Below are 18,295 nucleotides of genomic sequence, written 5' to 3' on the forward strand. Positions count from 1 at the left end.
TGGTGCCCGCGCAACACTTCAAGGATAAAGCAGCAACCGGACAAGGCCGCATCTGACAAACGGTTTCAATAACACGTGCGGGCCAGATTATGCCCGCATGACTATGGCTTCAAGGTACGCAGGAGAGAAAGTTCATACAAGTGTTTAATCCCGTCCTACAAACTGCGACCGGCATTCAGCGCCTCGCCGGACGCAAACGCTGGCTCAACAACAGCCGTGAAAACTGCATGGCGCCGAGGATCAACATCCCGACGAAGAACAGCAGGCTCCACTCCGGCAGACTCAAGTCGAACAGTGTCCAGTTGATCTCCACACAATCGACAGTGCCTTTGACAGTCAATTTCAGGGCCTGCCAAAACGACAGGTTTTCGATCATGTAGTGCAGGCTTGGCCAGCAGTCAGCCACCTGCTCCGGTGCGGCGTTTTGTAGCAATACCTGGCGCACGGCGGTCATGGCGCCAAGCAACGCGAAGCCCATGCTTGCCAGCCCATACAGACAGCTCACAGAGCGCTTGGGGTTATGGATCGCCGCAACCAGATTGGCTAATGTGAAAGCAGCCAGAAACCCCCTTTGCACCTGACACAGGAAGCAAGGGCGCAAGGAGACACCGAACTCAAGGTAAAAGGACGCGCCCAATGTCAGCGCACCGGCCAGGAACGCAAGGAAAAACAAGGAGCGTGAAGGGGCCAAAGGCATGCTTTATCCGCATCGCGAAAGATAGGTCGCTACGGTAGAGGAAAGGCCTGACCCCTTTCAATACATGCCAGAGCAGACGATTCCGCGAGAGGGTAAGGACTTCCCGCCAGAAGATGGAAGACGTTGGGCTGTTGAGCGTCAGACATTGCCCACAAACGCTCTACAGCCAGTTTTTCCCATGGAATGAGGGGGTGGCGGCCAGTTATCTCCGGGCCGCTCCTCACCCATTTCCTACATCAAACTCGGACCGGCACAGGCAACGGTGACGCCAGCAAACGGTTGTCCAACAACCCAAGGCCCTCTTGGAACAGCTGGTTGCTGCGTTCAGTGTCACCCAGTTGCGCCAACAAACGCGCCAACTCGGCACAGGCCTCGGGATTACGCTGCACCTGCAGGCTGCTTTCCAGATAATCCCGCGCCTTGCCCCACAGGCTGTTCTGCAGGCACAAACGACCCAGCGTCAGCAGCAGACTGGCATCACCTGGATGATCCTTGAGCCAACCTTCGGCAAACTTCAATTGTTTGGCTGGATCACTGCCACGCAACAAGCCGTAGAGTCGAATCAGATGGCTGTCGTAACCGCGCTTGATCGCGCCACGCAGCGCTTCCTCGGCCTTGGCATCGGCACCCAACTGGCGCAGTTGCTCGGCATAAGCCAGGACCAGTTGCGGCTCCTGGCGCTGGGCGGAAGTGAGTTGCTGCCAGGCTCGCTCAAGGGACTGCAGGCCGGCCTCGCCCTGCTCTTCACGCTGGGCCGCGAGGCTCAGGTTCTCGCCCCAGGCGCGACGCTCAAGCTCGGCCAGTTCACTGGCGGGCAGCACTTTATCCTTGCGCAGTTCCGGCAGCAGGCGGATCACCGACGACCAGTCGCCCCGCTGCTGATGCAGCCGCTGTAATTGACGCAAGACCTGAGCGTTGTGGGGGTGACGTTCGTGCATGGCCTGCAAGGTGGTCAGTGCGCCGTCGGTATCGCCGCGGTCCAGTTGCAGTTGCGCATGACTCAGGGCGACCGCCAGCTCGGCCTGGGGCTGGCGCTCCAGGGCGCGCTCCAGCAAACCATCGGACTCTTCGTAACGCCCCTGCTCATTCGCCGCACGGGCTGCGCCGAGGTAATACAGCAGTGGCTGACGCTCGGCTTCGGCGGCACGATGCAAGTGGCGTTCGGCACTGGCCCAGCGACCTTCGGCGAGGTCCATCTGGCCCTGCTCGATGGCAACCTGCACACGCCGGCTGCGGTTACGCCGCGACCACGGATTGACCACGCCACCGGAGGTGGTGACCAGGCTCAACAACACACGGACCAGGTAGATCGCCAGGCCGATGGCAAACACCGCCACCAGAGTCGCCCACAGGCTCGACTCGTAATGCAGCACATGAGGGTAGGTAACCAGCACGTAGCCGGTGTGTTTCGAAATGCCCACTGCCAGTGCCAGCGCGATTGCGATCGCCAGCACCAGGATCACATAGAAGCGTTTCATCGGCTCTACTCCTGCTTCGCCGGCGTGGCCGCCGCCTTGGCTTCGTCGGCAGACAAATGACGACGCTCAAGGTATGCCTGTACGGCAGCGAGGCTTGCGGCCAGATCCGGCGTCACCACCGACACCGCCTTGGACTCAAGCTCGGCGATACGCGCCAGCATCGCCTTGCTCTGCGGGTTGTCCGGGTTGAAGTTGTCCTGCAACACGCTACGCGCCTCGCCCAACGAGCGGCTGTAGACTGCCGATTCACCGTTGAGCGCTGCCCATTGCGCCTGCTCCAGCGCCAGGCTCAGGGCCAGCCGCACTTGGTTCAAACCTTGGCCGGCCAGCAACGGACGGATGTTGTCATCCGGGTTGAAGTCGATGCGGAAGTAGCGGGAAATCTGCTCCCACCATTGGCTCCAGCGGCTCTCCGTATCGGTAGTCGGGCGCCCACCGGAAGCAGGCTCGGTCAGTTGATACTCCGGGGCAATGGCCGCCAGTTGCACCACCTGATCACGCAAGGCCGCCAATTGCAGATACAGCCCCGTACGGTCTGGCTGCTCGGTGCTGCGCAACGCGGCAAGGCTCTTGGCCAATTGCTCGCGGGCGGCATAGGCGCCCGGATCGCTCTGCTCACGAAGAATCTCGTCGGCACCCTGGACCAAAGCCTGGGCACTGTTGATATCTTGCAGGGCAGAAAGGCGCAGGCTCGCCAGACGAATCAAGTGCTCGGCCTCGGCCAAACGCCAGTCTTGGCGGCTGGCTCCCAGCACGGTTTCCAGGCGCTGGCTCAGGCGCTGCTGATCACCCTGGAGCTGAGCCACCAGACGACGACGCTCCTCCAACTCATCCGCACCCGGCAACTGCGCCAGCCGCGCGGCCAGTTGTTGCTGGCTTTGCTTGAGGGATTGGGATTGATCATCGAGGGTCTGCACCTGGCCCAACTGCTGCTGGCTGCTGGCTTGCAACGCGCGGACCTGCCAGATCCCCCAACCGCCGGCGGCAACACCCGCAGCGCCGAGCAGCAGGGCGACAATTGCCAGGCCATTGCCACGGCGCGGCGCGGTGACCGGTGACTCAACCGGCGCATCAAGTGCGGGTTGGGTTTCATCTTTAGGCAAGGCTGTTTCGCTCACGTATCCGTCCTTTGCGTTTCAGAGAGTGGGAACGGGATAGCTCCGTATCGCCACTAACAAAGCCGCGGCACTCGCACCGCGACAATCCACAACTTTTTCTGCGCCAGCGGACCGCGCCATCTCCAGGACTCGCGGGCTTGGCACGAACAACGGCAGCTGTGCCACCTGGGGCCAATCGGTTCCGGCCAGGGCTTGCAGGTGTAAAAAACCCTGCCCACTGCTGACCACCAGGCCGTTCAAGCGTTCCAACTGGATGCGTTGCATCAGTGCACCGGCCTCATAGGCCGGCAAGAAACGGCGATACAACTCCAGATAGTCGACACTAGCACCTTGTTCACGCAAACGCTCCGCCAGCAGCTCGCGACCGCCCTCACCGCGCAGGATCAACACCTGGGCATCCGGGCGGGCGATAGCCTCGCGCAACGCGGGCAATTGAAGCAAAGCCTCGCTGTCGTCGCCAGTAGGCGGATACTTAACATTCAGGCCGTGTTCGGCCAGTACCTGCGCCGTGGCGGCGCCGACACTGAACCACGTCAGTTGCGGCCATGCGCGATCCAGCTGCGCCACGGCAAGGCGTGCCGCAGGCTTGCTGACGACAATCACCGCACAATAACGCCCCAGATCATGGAAGAAGGCTTGCTGTTCAGGTGTTACGGGGAGCGGTTCAATATCCAGCAACGGCAGGCTGCTGCTGAAAATGCCCGCGTCGGCCAACGCGGCCGCCAGGGCCATCGACTCCTCGGCAGGCCGCGTCAGCAGCACGCGCCATTCGGTCACTGCGGGCCGGCCTCGCCGTAGACTTTTTGCAGGATGGCACCAGCGCCTTTGTCCAACAGCTCTTCGGCTACCTGGATACCCAGGGCTGTAGCGTCACGCTGCGGGCCACGCACCTCGGCGGTCAGCAAGGTGCCGCCTTCCGGGTCACCCACCAGGCCACGCAGCCACAGGTTTTCACCTTCAAGCACGGCGTAGCAGGCGATCGGCACCTGGCAACCACCGTTGAGGTGTTTGTTCAGGGCACGCTCGGCCGTGACGCGGACTTCAGTGTCGTGGTGATCAAGAGGCTTGAGCAGGGCGTGGATCTCACTGTCGGCGGTGCGGCACTCAATGCCAACCGCGCCCTGCCCACCGGCTGGCAAGCTGTCCTCGACGCTGATGGCCGAGGTGATGCGGTCTTCGAAGCCCAGGCGAATCAGGCCGGCCGCGGCAAGGATGATCGCGTCATATTCACCGGCATCCAGCTTGGCCAGTCGGGTGTTGACGTTGCCGCGCAGAAAGCGGATCTGCAAGTCCGGACGACGGGTCAGCAGCTGAGCCTGACGACGCAGGCTGGACGTGCCGACAATGCTGCCCAAAGGCAATTCGTCCAGGGACGCGTAGGTGTTGGAAACAAAGGCATCACGCGGGTCTTCGCGCTCGCAGATGCAAAACAGGCCCAGGCCTTCGGGGAAGTCCATGGGCACGTCTTTCATCGAATGCACGGCGATGTCGGCTTCGTTTTCCAGCAGCGCGGTTTCCAGTTCCTTGACGAACAATCCCTTGCCGCCGATCTTCGACAGTGGCGAGTCGAGCAGCTTGTCGCCGCGACTGACCATGGGCACCAGGGACACGGTCAAGCCAGGATGGGCCTGTTCCAGGCGTGCTTTGACATATTCGGCCTGCCACAAGGCCAGGGCGCTTTTACGGGTGGCGATGCGGATTTCGCGAGAGGACATGGATCAATCCGTACTGAATAGATACGGCAGATAATAACAGCTCAGGCAAATACGCTTTGATTTGAATCAGCAAGTGCGGGGCCTCCCTGGCCACGTCGCACCGGGATATGAATTGCAGGCCTCGCCACAGCCCTCGGGCTAAAGCTGCTGCATCATCTTGCGCACACCGGCTACATGCCGTCGGCTGACGATCAGTGCGTCGCCATTCAGGCCTTTCAGGAACAGCTGAAAGTGCCCCAGCGGCGTGCGTTGCAGGCGTTCGATGCGCTCGCGGGCCACCAGCGCATTGCGGTGGATACGCACGAAGCGGTCGCCGAACTCATCCTCAAGCGCCTTGAGTGGCTCATCGAGCAACACTTCGCCGCCCTGGTGGCGCAGGGTCACGTACTTATGATCGGCGATAAAATAGACCACCTCGCCCAAAGGGATCAACTCGATACCTTTGCGGGTGCGGGCGCTGATATGACTGCGCGGCCCATTACCACTCTGGGCTGCTGGCTGGGTCAAGGCGGCGAGTTGGACACGGGTTGGGCGCTCGGCCTTTTTCAGGGCCTTGAGCAATGCTTCGCCAGCCACCGGTTTGGTGAGGAAGCTGACTCCACTGGCTTCCAGCGTCTCCGCGGAAAACTCATCGCCTGCAGCGCAAAACACCACGGCGGGTGGCGACTCTCGCTCGCTCAGTCGGGCGGCAACTTGCAGGCCATCAAGGCCCGGCATACGGATATCGAGCAACACCACATCCGGCTTGAGGCTGTCGATCAGCGTCAACGCCTCTTCGCCCGTGGTGGCGCTCGGTTCGAGTACTGCGTAACCCTCGAGATCACTGACCAAACGGCTCAGTCGCTCGCGGGCTTGGGGTTCGTCATCAACGATCAGGACATTCATATTGCGCTGGATTCCTGCGTGAGTCTCGCACAAGGATAGCGTAGACAGGTGCGGTGACTTGCGTCACAGCGATCCACGCTAAGACTAGCGCGAGCGGCAAAAAGTGCCCTGAGAGTGGCACCCATATTTACCCGGACCTGTTCAATAGCGCCCAAAACCTGCTGCCTTCGGGCATCGTCGTAGGGTTTGCTGATACACAATCCGAATACCCCCCTTTTTAAATGGATAGTCTGGGCTCTGACCGCATCACCCGACTTTGGTGCATTCACACACTATCAGTCCAACTGTAGACGCTCACTGAGACGACATTGCTCAATCGTCAAATATCGTTTCAATAAACCCCTGTACCCAGTCTCGTCCTGGACGCGTTCGACGGCAAGGCACTTAGCCATCCTTTGCACAAATAAAAATGCCGACGACCCGCAGCACCGCGTCCACGGGCAACCCTGTTATTATCGCCGGCACACTTCCATGCCTCTTTATTAAGCAGATCACGAGCGAATCCATGAGCACCGACAAGACCAACCAGTCCTGGGGCGGCCGCTTCAGTGAACCCGTCGACGCCTTCGTCGCCCGCTTCACCGCCTCCGTCACCTTCGACCAGCGCCTGTACCGCCACGACATCATGGGCTCCATCGCCCACGCGACGATGCTGGCCAAGGTCGGCGTGCTGACCGACGCCGAGCGCGACAGCATCATCGACGGCCTGACCACCATCCGTGGCGAGATCGAAGCCGGCACGTTCGACTGGCGTGTCGATCTGGAAGACGTGCACATGAACATCGAGGCCCGCCTCACCGACCGCATCGGTGTGACCGGCAAGAAGCTGCACACCGGCCGTAGCCGTAACGACCAGGTGGCCACTGATATCCGCCTGTGGCTGCGTGACGAAATCGACCTGATCCTGTCCGAGATCACCCGCCTGCAAAAAGGCCTGCTTGAGCAAGCCGAGCGCGAGTCGGACACCATCATGCCGGGCTTCACTCACCTGCAGACCGCACAGCCTGTGACCTTCGGCCACCACCTGCTGGCCTGGTTCGAAATGCTCAGCCGCGACTACGAGCGTCTGGTGGACTGCCGCAAGCGCGCCAACCGCATGCCTCTGGGCAGCGCTGCGCTGGCCGGCACCACCTACCCGATCGATCGCGAATACACCGCGCAATTGCTGGGCTTCGACGCCGTGGGCGGCAACTCCCTGGATGGCGTGTCGGACCGTGACTTCGCCATCGAATTCTGCGCCGCCGCGAGCATCGCGATGATGCACCTGTCGCGCTTCTCCGAGGAGCTGGTGCTGTGGACCAGCGCGCAATTCCAGTTCATCGACCTGCCGGACCGTTTCTGCACCGGCAGCTCGATCATGCCGCAAAAGAAAAACCCCGACGTGCCCGAGTTGGTGCGTGGCAAGAGCGGCCGCGTGTTCGGCGCCTTGATGGGCCTGCTGACCCTGATGAAAGGCCAGCCTCTGGCCTACAACAAGGACAACCAGGAAGACAAAGAGCCGTTGTTCGACGCCGCCGACACCCTGCGCGACTCCTTGCGCGCGTTTGCCGACATGATCCCGGCGATCAAACCCAAGCACGCAATCATGCGTGAAGCGGCGCTGCGTGGGTTCTCTACCGCAACCGACCTGGCGGACTACCTGGTGCGCCGTGGCCTGCCGTTCCGTGACTGCCACGAAATCGTCGGCCACGCTGTGAAGTACGGCGTGGAAACCGGCAAGGACCTGGCGGAAATGAGCCTGGAAGAACTGCGTCAGTTCAGCGACCAGATCGAGCAGGACGTGTTTGCCGTGCTGACCCTGGAAGGCTCGGTGAATGCCCGTAACCACGTGGGCGGGACTGCGCCGGCGCAGGTCAAGGCAGCCGTCGTACGTGGCCAGGCCCTACTCGCCAACCGCTGACCCCTGTGGCGAGGGAGCTTGCTCCCGCTGGAGTGCGAAGCGCTCCCAAGATTTTGGGGCCGCTACGCAGCCCAGCGGGAGCAAGCTCCCTCGCCACAAAAGCGATGTCTATTTTTTTGCTGCAATCATCGCCATAAACGCCGGCATCGCCGCTTCCCTGTCCGCAGCTACCTTCTGCGCATTGGGCATTGCATGCAGCCTGTCCAACAACACCTTGGCCTTTGGCATCTCAGCCAGCCAATCCAGCCCAAACAGCTTCTCGCCCACCCCGCAGGCGAGGTTCACGCTGTACATGAAATACAAATCGGCAATCGTGAAGCTCTCCCCAGCGACATAAGGCGCGAACTTGCCGTGCCTGCCCAATGAACCAAAACCCAACAACAATTCGGCCTTGGACTTCTCCTTGATCGCCTCCGGCACCGGCATGCCAAAGAAGGCTTCTGCAAAACACGCGCGAGCAGGCAACTCGATGTACAGCTCGATTTCCCGGCACAGCGCCAGCACCTGCGCACGCTGGAATGGCTCGGCCGGGAGCAGCGCGGGCCCTTCCTGGGTATGCTCGATGTATTCAAGGATCACACTGGTTTCGTTGATAAAACCCTGTTTCACGCCCAGCACCGGCACCTTGCCTCGCGGGCTCACCGCCAGGGCCTCCGGGGTTTGGCCCGCGTAAAAAGGCACCTCTTCGAAAGGCAGCCCTTTCTCCAGCAGCGCCAGCTTGACCATGTTGTAGTAGTTGCTGACCGAAAATCCGTAGAGTTTGAGCATTGCAGGTGCCTCCAGGCCGGGAATGGGGTTGGCTGCAACTGTTATAGATCCCGACGCCCGCCCTGACCAGCAGCATCACCTGCCTGAATGGGGGTAGACTGGCGCCCTTTCCTTGAGGAGCCTCCCATGAGCGAGCCGACCGATATCGACAACGACGAAGAAGAATTCGCCGAAACCACCTTGATCGAAGCGATCGAGAACCAGATCGAGAGCGAAAACCCACCGGCCGCCAAGGCCACGTTCAACAAGCTGACCCTGGTGGGCTACGAGCGTGAAGAGATCCTGCAACTGATGGCTCACGTGCTGGCTGTCGAGATCGACGCGCTGCTGGAAGAGGACCGCGCCTTCAATACCGAATGGTATGAAACTGCACTGCGCGCCCTGCCGGAATTGCCGCCTGAAAAGCAATAAATCCAACACGCGGCAACACACTGGACAGTTCGGCAAAGTGCGTTCACCTTATGGCCTGCTAGCCTCTAATAAATTCTTAGAAAGTCTGGAGTCCTTATGTCGTATACCCCTGAGTTGGTTGCCGAACTGGAAATCCTTGTACTCTTCCCCTTGGACAGCACCAAAGAAGGTCTGAAAGTCCACCAGACCGCCGCACCTACTGCCATCGCCGCCGCCAAACGCCTCCACGCGAAAGGGCTGATCGACCAGCCGGACGGGGGCTACCTGACCAGCCTTGGCCGGGACGCCGCAGAGCAGGCCCAGACCCTGCTGACTATCTTGACCACTGCCACCACCAAAGAAGCCGCCTGATACCGGATACCGCCCATGGAGTCCGCCCCTCGCGGACTCCGAGGGCATTGCTGTTCAAGTGCAAAAATTCTGACGTCAAAAACCATTTCCCTCTAAACCTCCTACGCTACTGGCTGTAAACTCCTACACGGCCGCCCACGTCGGGCCCTGCGAGCCACCGAGTTCGACATGACCCGCACCCATGAAATCCGCCCCGACCTGGACGAAGGCATCGACCGCAAGGTGCTGGCCCAGTTGCGCGCGCGGTTCATGGCCCTCAATGAAGGCCGTATGGCCCGTGCCATCGAGGGGCTGACGCCGCGCCAGCAAAGCGTGCTGAACCTGTTGCCGCTGTTTTTTCACGTCAACCATCCGTTGCTGCCGGGCTATGTGTCGGGCAGTACGCCAGCAGGCCTGTCGAATTACGAACCGGACGCCCAAGCCCTCACTGAAGCCCAGCGCCTGACGCGCTCGTTCTCCTACAAACCGCGCCACGGCAACCCTCCGCGACCAATCCACGGCCTGTTCCTGATGGGCAGCCTGGGCACCCTGGCGCAGGCCGACCAGAGCGATATGGATGTGTGGGTGTGTCACGCCCCAGACCTGAGTGAGACCGAGTTGGCCGAGCTGCGCAAAAAGTGCCAGCTGCTGGAAGCCTGGGCCCTGACCATGGGCGCAGAGGCGCACTTCTTTCTGATCGAGCCAACACGCTTTGTGCTCGGTGAGCGCGATACGCAACTGAGCTCCGACGACTGCGGCACCACCCAGCATTACCTGTTGCTGGATGAGTTCTACCGCACCGCCATCTGGCTGGCCGGACGGACGCCGATCTGGTGGCTGGTGCCGGTGTATGAAGAAACCCGTTATGCCGAGTTCACCCATACACTGATTTCCAAGCGGTTTATCCGCGCCGACGAAACCCTCGACCTGGGCCACCTGGCGCGCATTCCCCCCGGCGAATTCATTGGCGCCGGGCTGTGGCAACTGTTCAAGGGCATTGAGTCGCCCTACAAATCCGTGCTCAAGTTGCTGCTGACCGAGGTCTACGCCAGCGAACACCCGAACGTGCATTGCTTGAGCCTGCGCTTCAAGCGCGCGGTGTTCGCCAACCAGATGGACCTGGATGAGCTGGACCCGTACATCGTGGTGTACCGCCGCATCGAGGAATACCTCAAGGCCCGCAACGAGCCCGAGCGCCTGGAACTGGTACGGCGCGCGCTGTACCTGAAGGTCAACCGCAAGCTCAGCGCCGGCCAGCGTACCACCAGCTGGCAGCGCCTACTGCTGGAGCGCCTGGCCCATGAATGGGGCTGGGACCAGCGCCAATTGGCGTTGCTCGACAGCCGCAGCCAGTGGAAAGTGCGTCAGGTCGCCTCCGAGCGCCGGGCCTTGGTGAGCGAGCTCAACTACAGTTACCGCTTCCTGACCCAATTCGCCCGCACCGAACAGACCGTCAGCCTGATCAACAAACGCGACCTCAATGTGCTGGGTCGGCGCCTATACGCCGCCTTTGAACGCAAGGCCGGCAAGGTCGAGTTCATCAACCCAGGCATTGCCCCGGACCTGGCTGAAGACACCCTGACCCTGGTGCAATCGCCCAACCGCAAGGAGCCGGGCCAGCACCACTGGGGCCTGTATAACGGCAACCTTACAGCGCTGGAATGGGAACACTTCGCGCCGATCAAACGCAGCCGCGACCTGCTGGAGATGCTGACCTGGTGCCATCGCAACGGCGTGATCGATAGCAGCACGCGCCTGGCGCTGCACCCCGGCACCAGCGACATGACCGAATTCGAGCTGTTCAACCTGCTGGGCAGCCTGCAACAAACCATCGCCCTGCCCCTGGCCAGCGTGGATGAAGAGCGCCTGCTGCGCTCGGCCGTGCCGGAGGAAGTGTTGCTGCTGATCAACGTGGGCGTCGACCCGCTCAAGCATCACCGCGACCTGAACATCCTGATGACCACCGAGCGCACCGACTCCCTGAGTTACGCCGGTGTGCGCGACAACCTGGTGCTGACCCTGGACCAAGTCACGCTCAATAGCTGGAACGAGGTGATGGTCAGCCGCTACGACGGCCCGCACGCGCTGCTCGACTGCCTGCGCGACTACCTCAACCAGTTGCCGTCGGACCATCTGCCACGCCTGCGGGTGCGCTGTTTCTGTCACAACCGTGCGCAATTCATTGCCCAACGCGTGGAAGAAATCTTCGACACCGCGCAGAACCTGCTGCTCGGCCAGGGCAATCACCGCTATTTGCTCCAGGTGCAGCAGCACTATCACGTCATGGAGTTGATGCCGGGCCAGGCCAATCACGTATCCCTGGCGACCCAGGATGCGCTGATCGCCTACCTCAGCGAAGAATTGGCCAGCTACAGCCCGCTGCACCTGGATGCCATGGCCCTGGAAGACCACGACCTGGCGTTGCTGCTGCCGATGGGCATGGCCGATTGCGTGCAGGTGTTCTACCGGGTCAACGAAGGCTTCGCCGAACTGTATGTATTGGATGAGTTCAACGCACTCTGGCAGCAGCGCCTGCCGTTTCACGATGAACAGAGTCTGTTGGCGCCGTTGCAGCGTTTCTTGCAATCGATCATTTATCGCCGGGACGCGCTATCGCCGTTGGACCAGCAGGAGCCGCTGGGCGCGGTGCAGGTCTTGTATTACCAGCTATTGCCGTCAGGCAACGGCCGCGCGCGCGGCATCGAACCTCGGCCCGCACCGCTGAACCCGGCGAACAAACCGTTTTACGACGTGCAAGCGATTATCGGCAAGGCCGCACCGGGCCAGGTGGGCATTACCTTGTACTGCAATCAGCGGGAGTTTTCCGAACTGGAGTTTGGCGACCAACTGTTCGCAGTGGTCGCCCAGGAAATTGTCGGGCAACGCCGGGAGACCGAGCGTTACCGCTGCTACATCACCGACCTTGACCTGTCCGGCCTGCTCGGCGATGTGCAAAGCCCGAGCAACCTGTACCTGCGTTACAAGGCCGAGCTGGAGCTGTCGCTCAATGTGGCACTGAGCGAAATTTAAAGGGGGAAGGCGCCGCCGTCTTTAGGCTGGCCTTCAACACTGAGCAGTTCCAGCTTGAGGGTCTTGCCGCCCGGTGCAGGCCAATCGATGTGCTGGCCAACCTGCAGGCCGAGCAAGGCGCTGCCCACGGGAGCCAGGATCGAGATCTTGCCTTCGTCCGCATTGGCGTCCTTCGGGTAGACCAGCGTCAGGTGGTAGTCCTTGCCGCTGCTTTGCTCACGGCAATGTACGCTGGAGTTCATGGTCACGACACCCGCAGGCACTTCATCGTGGCCAACCACGTCTTCGGCGCGGTCGAGTTCGGCTTGCAACGCTTCGACGCCGGGAGATTCGTCGCCCAAGCGGTCGATCAGTTGCTCCAGACGCTGCACGTCAAGACGGGTGAGGATGATGGACGGTGCGGTGGTCATGATTCAGGCAGACTCCTTTTTTCTGCACAAAAAAGCAAAACCCCGCCAGGAAAAGGCGGGGTTCTCACGGGCCTCGATGAGTTGAGGCGTACTCGGACACTACCACAGCGTCACAAATAAACAAGACGACCTCAGGCGCGCGCCCTGCGCTGCTCGGCCTCGGCGCAGATCACGCGGCGCCGCGCATCGTCGGCAGAGCGCCATTCACGGATGTCTTCCACGTGGCGGAAGCAGCCGAGGCAGACTTTTTGCTCGTCCAGGCGACACAAACTGATACAAGGTGACGGCACCGCCGGGCTGACATTACTGAACAGCGGCTTCGGCGGGCGGACAGGTGCAGGCTGGGTCACCATCAGATCTCGTCGAAATCCAGGTCGGCGCCGGTGTACTCGCTGACCAGGCGCGCGAGCATTTCACTCAGCAGTTCTTCACTCTTGTCGCACTGCCATTTGCCGCTTTCTTCGTCGTAGTCGAAGTGCACACCACCGGAGCGCGCCGCCAGCCACAGCTGACGCAGCGGCTCCTGGCGGCTGAAGATCAGTTGTTGGCCACTGTCGAACTTGACGGTCAGCACGCCGGCCGAGTTTTCCAGGTCCACGTCCAGGCCGCTGTCGTCGAAAATATCTTCCAGCGCCTGCTGGGTCGAATCCACCAGATCGTGAAAACGGGCTTCGGTCAAACTCATTGTGGCAACCTCAAAAGTGTCTGGTTTTGCTCAAGCGCCGCACGATACGGGCGAGCCCCGCCGATTGCAAAGGATACCGATTTCAACACGATTGACGGTGTGAAAAATCCTCAAGCAGCGTAGTCCGCTTCCCGGCTGTGTCGGCAAACCCCCGCCGGACGGGTATTCCAGCGCATAGGCAAGCTGGCAGGTGGTCGGTATACTCGGGCGCAATTAATGCATATTCAAGGATTTCGCCATGAAGCGCCTGATCTCTTCCCTTGCTGCGCTCGTCGCGGTCGCTTGCCTCGTTAGTGCCTGTGGTCAAAAAGGCCCGCTGTACCTGCCCGATGACAGCAAAGACCCGAATGAACAGGCGCAATCGTCGCAAAAGCCTTCCAAAGCGCATAAGCACGACACCTACGAATAAGGGAATCCCATGGACGCTTTTAACTACCGGGACGGCGAGCTGTTCGCGGAAGGCGTGGCGTTGTCCGCGATTGCCCAGCGCTTTGGCACCCCGACCTATGTGTATTCCCGTGCGCATATCGAAGCCCAGTACCGCTCCTTCACCGACGCCCTCGACGGCGTGCCGCACCTGGTGTGCTACGCGGTCAAGGCCAACTCCAACCTCGGCGTACTGAATGTCCTGGCGCGATTGGGCGCTGGTTTCGACATCGTTTCCCGTGGCGAACTGGAACGTGTACTGGCCGCTGGCGGCAAGGCTGACAAGATCGTGTTCTCCGGCGTCGGCAAGACCCGCGAAGACATGCGTCGCGCCCTGGAAGTCGGCGTGCATTGCTTCAACATCGAATCCACCGACGAGCTGGAACGCCTGCAGGTTGTGGCCGCCGAAATGGGCGTTCGCGCCCCGATTTCCCTGCGCGTCAACCCGGACGTCGATGCCGGTACACACCCGTACATTTCCACCGGTCTCAAAGAGAACAAGTTCGGCATCGCCATTGCCGACGCCGAGGACGTGTACATCCGCGCCGCGCAACTGCCGAACCTGGAAGTGCTGGGTGTCGACTGCCATATCGGCTCGCAACTGACCACGCTGCCGCCGTTCCTGGATGCGCTCGACCGCCTGCTGGCGTTGATCGACCGTCTGGGTGAATGCGGCATCTACCTGCACCACATCGATCTGGGTGGTGGCGTGGGCGTGCGCTATCGCGACGAAGAGCCGCCGCTGATCGCCGATTACATCCAGGCGGTGCGCGAGCGCATCGAAGGCCGCGACCTGACGCTGATGTTCGAGCCTGGCCGCTATATCGTCGCCAATGCCGGCGTGCTGCTGACCCAGGTCGAGTACCTCAAGCACACCGAGCACAAGGATTTCGCCATCGTCGATGCGGCAATGAACGACCTGATCCGCCCGGCGCTGTACCAGGCCTGGATGAATGTCACCGCCGTGACGCCTCGCGACAGCGAAGCGCGCGCCTACGACATCGTCGGCCCGATCTGCGAGACCGGCGACTTCCTGGCCAAGGATCGTCAGCTGGCCCTGGAAGAAGGCGATCTGCTGGCCGTGCATTCGGCCGGTGCCTACGGGTTTGTCATGAGTTCCAACTACAACACCCGCGGCCGTACCGCCGAGGTGCTGGTGGACGGTGATCAAGCGTTTGAAGTGCGTCGCCGCGAGACGGTAGCCGAGTTGTATGCTGGCGAAAGCCTGCTGCCGGAGTAAGCCATGCTGCTGCGTTTTACCAAGATGCACGGGCTGGGCAATGATTTCATGGTCCTCGACCTGGTCAGCCAGCACGCGCATATCCTGCCCAAGCACGCCAAACAGTGGGGCGACCGTCACACCGGCATTGGTTTCGACCAGTTGCTGATCGTCGAGGCGCCAAGCAACCCGGAGGTGGATTTCCGTTACCGGATCTTCAACTCCGACGGTTCCGAAGTGGAACAGTGCGGCAACGGTGCACGCTGCTTCGCCCGCTTTGTGCTGGACAAACGCCTGACCGCCAAGCGCCAGATCCGCGTCGAGACCAAGAGCGGCGTGATCGAACTGGATATCCGCAGTGACGGCCAGATCAGCGTCAACATGGGCGCGCCACGCCTGGTGCCGGCGGACATTCCGTTCCAGGCCACCGAGCAGGCTGTCAGCTATGCGCTGGACGTTGATGGCAAGACCGTCGACATCGCGGCCGTGTCCATGGGCAACCCCCACGCCGTGCTGCGGGTCAACGACATCAACAACGCTCCCGTGCATGAATTGGGGCCGAAGATCGAACACCACCCGCGCTTTCCGGCACGGGTCAACGTGGGCTTCCTGCAGGTGATCGACCGTACCCGCGCGCAATTGCGCGTCTGGGAACGCGGCGCCGGCGAAACCCAGGCCTGCGGCACCGGTGCTTGCGCCGCTGCCGTGGCCGCGATCAGCCAGGGGTGGATGGATTCGCCGCTGCTGATCGACCTGCCCGGCGGACGCTTGTCCATCGAGTGGGCAGGCCCTGGCCACCCGGTGATGATGACCGGGCCGGCCTCGCGCGTATACGAAGGACAGGTCCGTCTATGAGTGAGCCAATCCAATGACCGATAAGCCTCAAGTACCCGCACAAGCATCCCCGAGCGAAAGTCTGGAGGCCGCTGCCGTCGCGGCGTACCTTGAGGCTAATCCGGATTTCTTCGTCGAGCACGAAGAACTGCTGCCGGCCCTGCGCATCCCCCATCAACGCGGCGATACCGTGTCGCTGGTGGAGCGGCAGATGAAGATCCTTCGCGAGCGCAATATCGAGATGCGCCACAAGCTCTCGCACCTGATGGACGTCGCCCGCGACAACGACCGCCTGTTCGAGAAGACCCGTCGCCTGATCCTGACCCTGATGGACGCCACCAGCCTGGAAGAAACGGTGATCGCCGTGGAAGACAGCCTGCGCCAGGACTTCCAGGTGCCGTTCGTGAGCCTGATCCTGTTCAGCGACAACCCGATGCCGGTGGGCCGCTGGGTCAGCGGCAGCGACGCACACACCGCCATCGGCGGCCTGTTGTCCGAAGGCAAGACCATCAGCGGCACCTTGCGCGAGCATGAGCTGGACTTCCTGTTTGGTGCCGAACAGCGCAAGCAGATCGGCTCCACGGCGGTGGTCGCGCTCAGCCATCAAGGCTTGCACGGTGTGCTGGCCATCGCCAGCCGCGATCCCCAGCACTACAAGAGTTCAGTGGGCACGCTGTTCCTGACCTACATCGCCGAAGTCCTGGGCCGCGTCCTGCCGCGCTTCACCACCGCCCTGCGCGCGGTGCGCTAGCCATGGAACGGCAACTGGACGCTTACTGCGCTCACCTGCGCAACGAGCGCCAGGTGTCGCCCCATACCCTGGAAGCCTACCGGCGGGACTTGAACAAGGTCCTGGCCTACTGCGCGAAACAACAGATCAACAGTTGGAAGGCCCTGGATATCCAGAGCCTGCGCAGCCTGATCGCGCGCCTGCACCAGTCGGGCCAATCCTCGCGCAGCCTGTCGCGCCTGCTCTCGGCGGTGCGTGGGCTCTATCACTATTTGAACCGCGAAGGCCTGTGCGACCACGACCCGGCCAACGGCCTGTCGCCGCCCAAGGGCGAACGGCGCCTGCCCAAGACCCTGGACACCGACCGCGCCCTGCAATTGCTGGATGGCGCCGTCGAGGATGACTTCCTGGCCCATCGCGACCAGGCCATTCTTGAGCTGTTCTATTCATCGGGCCTGCGCCTGTCGGAGCTGACCGGCCTGAATCTCGATCAATTGGACCTGGCGGACGGCCTGGTTCAGGTACTCGGTAAAGGCAGTAAGACCCGCGTGTTACCAGTGGGCCGCAAAGCCCGCGAAGCCTTGCAACTGTGGCTGCCGCTGCGCCTTTTGACCAACCCGGCGGATGATGCGGTGTTTGTCAGCCAACAAGGCCGACGCCTGGGGCCGAGGGCGATTCAAGTGCGGGTCAAGGCCGCCGGCGAGCGCGAGCTGGGGCAGAACCTGCACCCACACATGCTGCGACACTCTTTTGCCAGCCACCTGCTGGAATCGTCCCAGGACCTGCGCGCGGTTCAAGAGCTGCTCGGCCACTCCGACATCAAGACCACGCAGATCTACACCCATCTGGATTTCCAACACCTGGCAACGGTGTACGACAGCGCCCATCCACGGGCCAAACGCATCAAGGGCGGCGACTCATGAGTATCAAGCTGATCACCTTCGACCTGGACGACACACTCTGGGACAACGTACCCGTCATCATCAGCGCCGAAGCGTCGATGCGCGAATGGCTGGCGCTTAACGCCGCCAAAGTCGGCGATTTGCCGCTGGAGCACTTCGCCAGTCTTCGCCAGCAGGTGCTGGAGCGCTATCCGGAACTGAAACATCGGATCAGCATTTTGCGCCACCGGGTGTTGATGCATGCGTTTGAAGAGGCCGGTTATCCACAGCCCGAGGCTACGGAAATGGCGGATGTATGCTTCGAAGCGTTCATTCACGCGCGGCACCAAGTCACCCCCTTCCCCGAAGCGGAGCCCATGCTTCGGGCGCTTCGCCAACACTTCCTGCTGGGCGTGATTACCAACGGCAATGCCGACGTGCAGCGCGTGGGCCTGGCGGACTACTTCCACTTTGCCCTGCGCGCTGAAGACATCGGCATCGCCAAGCCGGATGCGCGTTTGTTTCAAGAAGCGTTGCAGCGCGGTGGCGTGGACGCCAGTGCGGCGGTGCACATTGGCGATCATCCGGGGGATGACATTGCCGGAGCACAGCAGGCGGGGCTTCGGGCGGTGTGGTTCAACCCGACGGGTAAGGTGTGGGAAGCCGACAAGCGCCCGGATGCGGAGATTCGCAGCCTGGCCGAATTAGCGCCCTTGCTGGCTGGCTGGAAATAACACCCATGAAAAAGCCCGCAGCGACGGCGGGCTTTTTCTTACAA

Annotated in this window: 20 protein-coding genes; 10 read left to right on the plus strand and 10 right to left on the minus strand. The window is 61.6% G+C overall.

Going from position 1 to position 18,295, the window contains the following annotated elements:
- Window positions 1–175: 175 nt before the first annotated feature.
- The 6 genes from OZ428_RS32075 to OZ428_RS32100 all read right to left on the minus strand — a co-directional run bounded on the left by OZ428_RS32075 (window position 176) and on the right by OZ428_RS32100 (window position 5,893).
- On the minus strand, window positions 176–697 hold the full coding sequence (locus OZ428_RS32075; RefSeq protein WP_133075538.1) for a disulfide bond formation protein B: 522 nt from the start codon (window positions 695–697) through the stop codon (window positions 176–178).
- 236 nt (window positions 698–933) lie between these two features.
- Window positions 934–2,175, minus strand: coding sequence for a heme biosynthesis protein HemY (locus OZ428_RS32080; protein WP_269132281.1), 1,242 nt, complete (start codon window positions 2,173–2,175; stop codon window positions 934–936).
- Between the two features lie 5 nt (window positions 2,176–2,180).
- Complete coding sequence (locus tag OZ428_RS32085; protein WP_269132282.1) at window positions 2,181–3,293, minus strand: uroporphyrinogen-III C-methyltransferase; 1,113 nt, start codon at window positions 3,291–3,293, stop codon at window positions 2,181–2,183.
- An 18-nt stretch (window positions 3,294–3,311) separates the two neighbouring features.
- Window positions 3,312–4,070 carry a uroporphyrinogen-III synthase gene (locus OZ428_RS32090; protein ID WP_269132283.1) on the minus strand — a complete coding sequence of 253 codons (759 nt, stop codon included), beginning with the start codon at window positions 4,068–4,070 and terminating at the stop codon, window positions 3,312–3,314.
- Window positions 4,067–5,008, minus strand: a complete 942-nt coding sequence (gene hemC / locus OZ428_RS32095; RefSeq protein ID WP_177074892.1) for a hydroxymethylbilane synthase — start codon at window positions 5,006–5,008, stop codon at window positions 4,067–4,069. Before hemC ends, OZ428_RS32090 begins: the two co-directional genes overlap by 4 nt.
- A 138-nt stretch (window positions 5,009–5,146) precedes the next feature.
- Window positions 5,147–5,893 (minus strand): LytR/AlgR family response regulator transcription factor, encoded by a 747-nt coding sequence (locus OZ428_RS32100; RefSeq protein WP_028618438.1) that lies wholly within the window; start codon window positions 5,891–5,893, stop codon window positions 5,147–5,149.
- Window positions 5,894–6,398: 505 nt separating this feature from the next.
- On the opposite strand from OZ428_RS32100, the gene argH reads away from it, so the two are divergent.
- Window positions 6,399–7,793 (plus strand): argininosuccinate lyase, encoded by a 1,395-nt coding sequence (gene argH, locus OZ428_RS32105; RefSeq protein ID WP_133075542.1) that lies wholly within the window; start codon window positions 6,399–6,401, stop codon window positions 7,791–7,793.
- A gap of 108 nt (window positions 7,794–7,901) precedes the next feature.
- On the opposite strand, the gene OZ428_RS32110 is transcribed toward argH, so the two are convergent.
- Window positions 7,902–8,561 (minus strand): glutathione S-transferase family protein, encoded by a 660-nt coding sequence (locus OZ428_RS32110; RefSeq protein ID WP_269132284.1) that lies wholly within the window; start codon window positions 8,559–8,561, stop codon window positions 7,902–7,904.
- Between the two features lie 126 nt (window positions 8,562–8,687).
- Between OZ428_RS32110 and OZ428_RS32115 the strand changes: the two genes are divergently transcribed.
- The 3 genes from OZ428_RS32115 (at window position 8,688) to OZ428_RS32125 (ending at window position 12,332) form a co-directional block, all read left to right on the plus strand.
- Complete coding sequence (locus OZ428_RS32115; RefSeq protein ID WP_010207441.1) at window positions 8,688–8,972, plus strand: hypothetical protein; 285 nt, start codon at window positions 8,688–8,690, stop codon at window positions 8,970–8,972.
- Window positions 8,973–9,068: 96 nt separating this feature from the next.
- Window positions 9,069–9,323: a TIGR02647 family protein gene (locus OZ428_RS32120; RefSeq protein ID WP_010207442.1), complete on the plus strand. Its 255-nt coding sequence runs from the start codon at window positions 9,069–9,071 to the stop codon at window positions 9,321–9,323.
- Between the two features lie 168 nt (window positions 9,324–9,491).
- Window positions 9,492–12,332 (plus strand): class I adenylate cyclase, encoded by a 2,841-nt coding sequence (locus OZ428_RS32125; RefSeq protein ID WP_269132285.1) that lies wholly within the window; start codon window positions 9,492–9,494, stop codon window positions 12,330–12,332.
- On the opposite strand, the gene rnk is transcribed toward OZ428_RS32125, so the two are convergent.
- The 3 genes from rnk to cyaY all read right to left on the minus strand — a co-directional run bounded on the left by rnk (window position 12,329) and on the right by cyaY (window position 13,427).
- Window positions 12,329–12,742: a nucleoside diphosphate kinase regulator gene (gene rnk / locus OZ428_RS32130; protein WP_033897502.1), complete on the minus strand. Its 414-nt coding sequence runs from the start codon at window positions 12,740–12,742 to the stop codon at window positions 12,329–12,331. The two genes, OZ428_RS32125 and rnk, sit on opposite strands and share 4 nt — an antisense overlap.
- 131 nt (window positions 12,743–12,873) lie before the next feature.
- Window positions 12,874–13,092 carry a DUF1289 domain-containing protein gene (locus OZ428_RS32135; RefSeq protein WP_016975872.1) on the minus strand — a complete coding sequence of 73 codons (219 nt, stop codon included), beginning with the start codon at window positions 13,090–13,092 and terminating at the stop codon, window positions 12,874–12,876.
- 2 nt (window positions 13,093–13,094) lie between these two features.
- A complete protein-coding gene (gene cyaY, locus OZ428_RS32140) occupies window positions 13,095–13,427 on the minus strand; it encodes an iron donor protein CyaY (RefSeq protein WP_033897501.1) in 333 nt (110 codons plus the stop codon).
- Between the two features lie 238 nt (window positions 13,428–13,665).
- Here cyaY and lptM point away from each other — a divergent pair, with 238 nt between their 5' ends.
- Genes lptM through OZ428_RS32170 form a run of 6 tightly spaced genes read left to right on the plus strand, consistent with a single transcriptional unit; the run spans window position 13,666 to window position 18,251 of the window.
- Complete coding sequence (gene lptM / locus OZ428_RS32145) at window positions 13,666–13,836, plus strand: LPS translocon maturation chaperone LptM (protein ID WP_010207449.1); 171 nt, start codon at window positions 13,666–13,668, stop codon at window positions 13,834–13,836.
- A gap of 9 nt (window positions 13,837–13,845) precedes the next feature.
- A complete protein-coding gene (lysA, locus tag OZ428_RS32150; RefSeq protein WP_033897500.1) occupies window positions 13,846–15,093 on the plus strand; it encodes a diaminopimelate decarboxylase in 1,248 nt (415 codons plus the stop codon).
- 3 nt (window positions 15,094–15,096) lie between these two features.
- A complete protein-coding gene (gene dapF / locus OZ428_RS32155) occupies window positions 15,097–15,927 on the plus strand; it encodes a diaminopimelate epimerase (protein WP_038843551.1) in 831 nt (276 codons plus the stop codon).
- Window positions 15,928–15,940: 13 nt separating this feature from the next.
- On the plus strand, window positions 15,941–16,657 hold the full coding sequence (locus OZ428_RS32160) for a DUF484 family protein (RefSeq protein ID WP_033897498.1): 717 nt from the start codon (window positions 15,941–15,943) through the stop codon (window positions 16,655–16,657).
- Between the two features lie 2 nt (window positions 16,658–16,659).
- Window positions 16,660–17,559, plus strand: a complete 900-nt coding sequence (xerC, locus tag OZ428_RS32165) for a tyrosine recombinase XerC (RefSeq protein ID WP_133075546.1) — start codon at window positions 16,660–16,662, stop codon at window positions 17,557–17,559.
- The gene (locus OZ428_RS32170; protein WP_269132287.1) at window positions 17,556–18,251 is read left to right on the plus strand and encodes an HAD family hydrolase; all 696 of its coding nucleotides are present in this window, start codon (window positions 17,556–17,558) and stop codon (window positions 18,249–18,251) included. The genes xerC and OZ428_RS32170 overlap by 4 nt, the downstream gene beginning before the upstream one ends.
- Window positions 18,252–18,295 lie beyond the last annotated feature (44 nt).

This window comes from Pseudomonas sp. GXZC, from assembly GCF_026967615.1.
Lineage (GTDB): Bacteria > Pseudomonadota > Gammaproteobacteria > Pseudomonadales > Pseudomonadaceae > Aquipseudomonas > Aquipseudomonas azotoformans_A.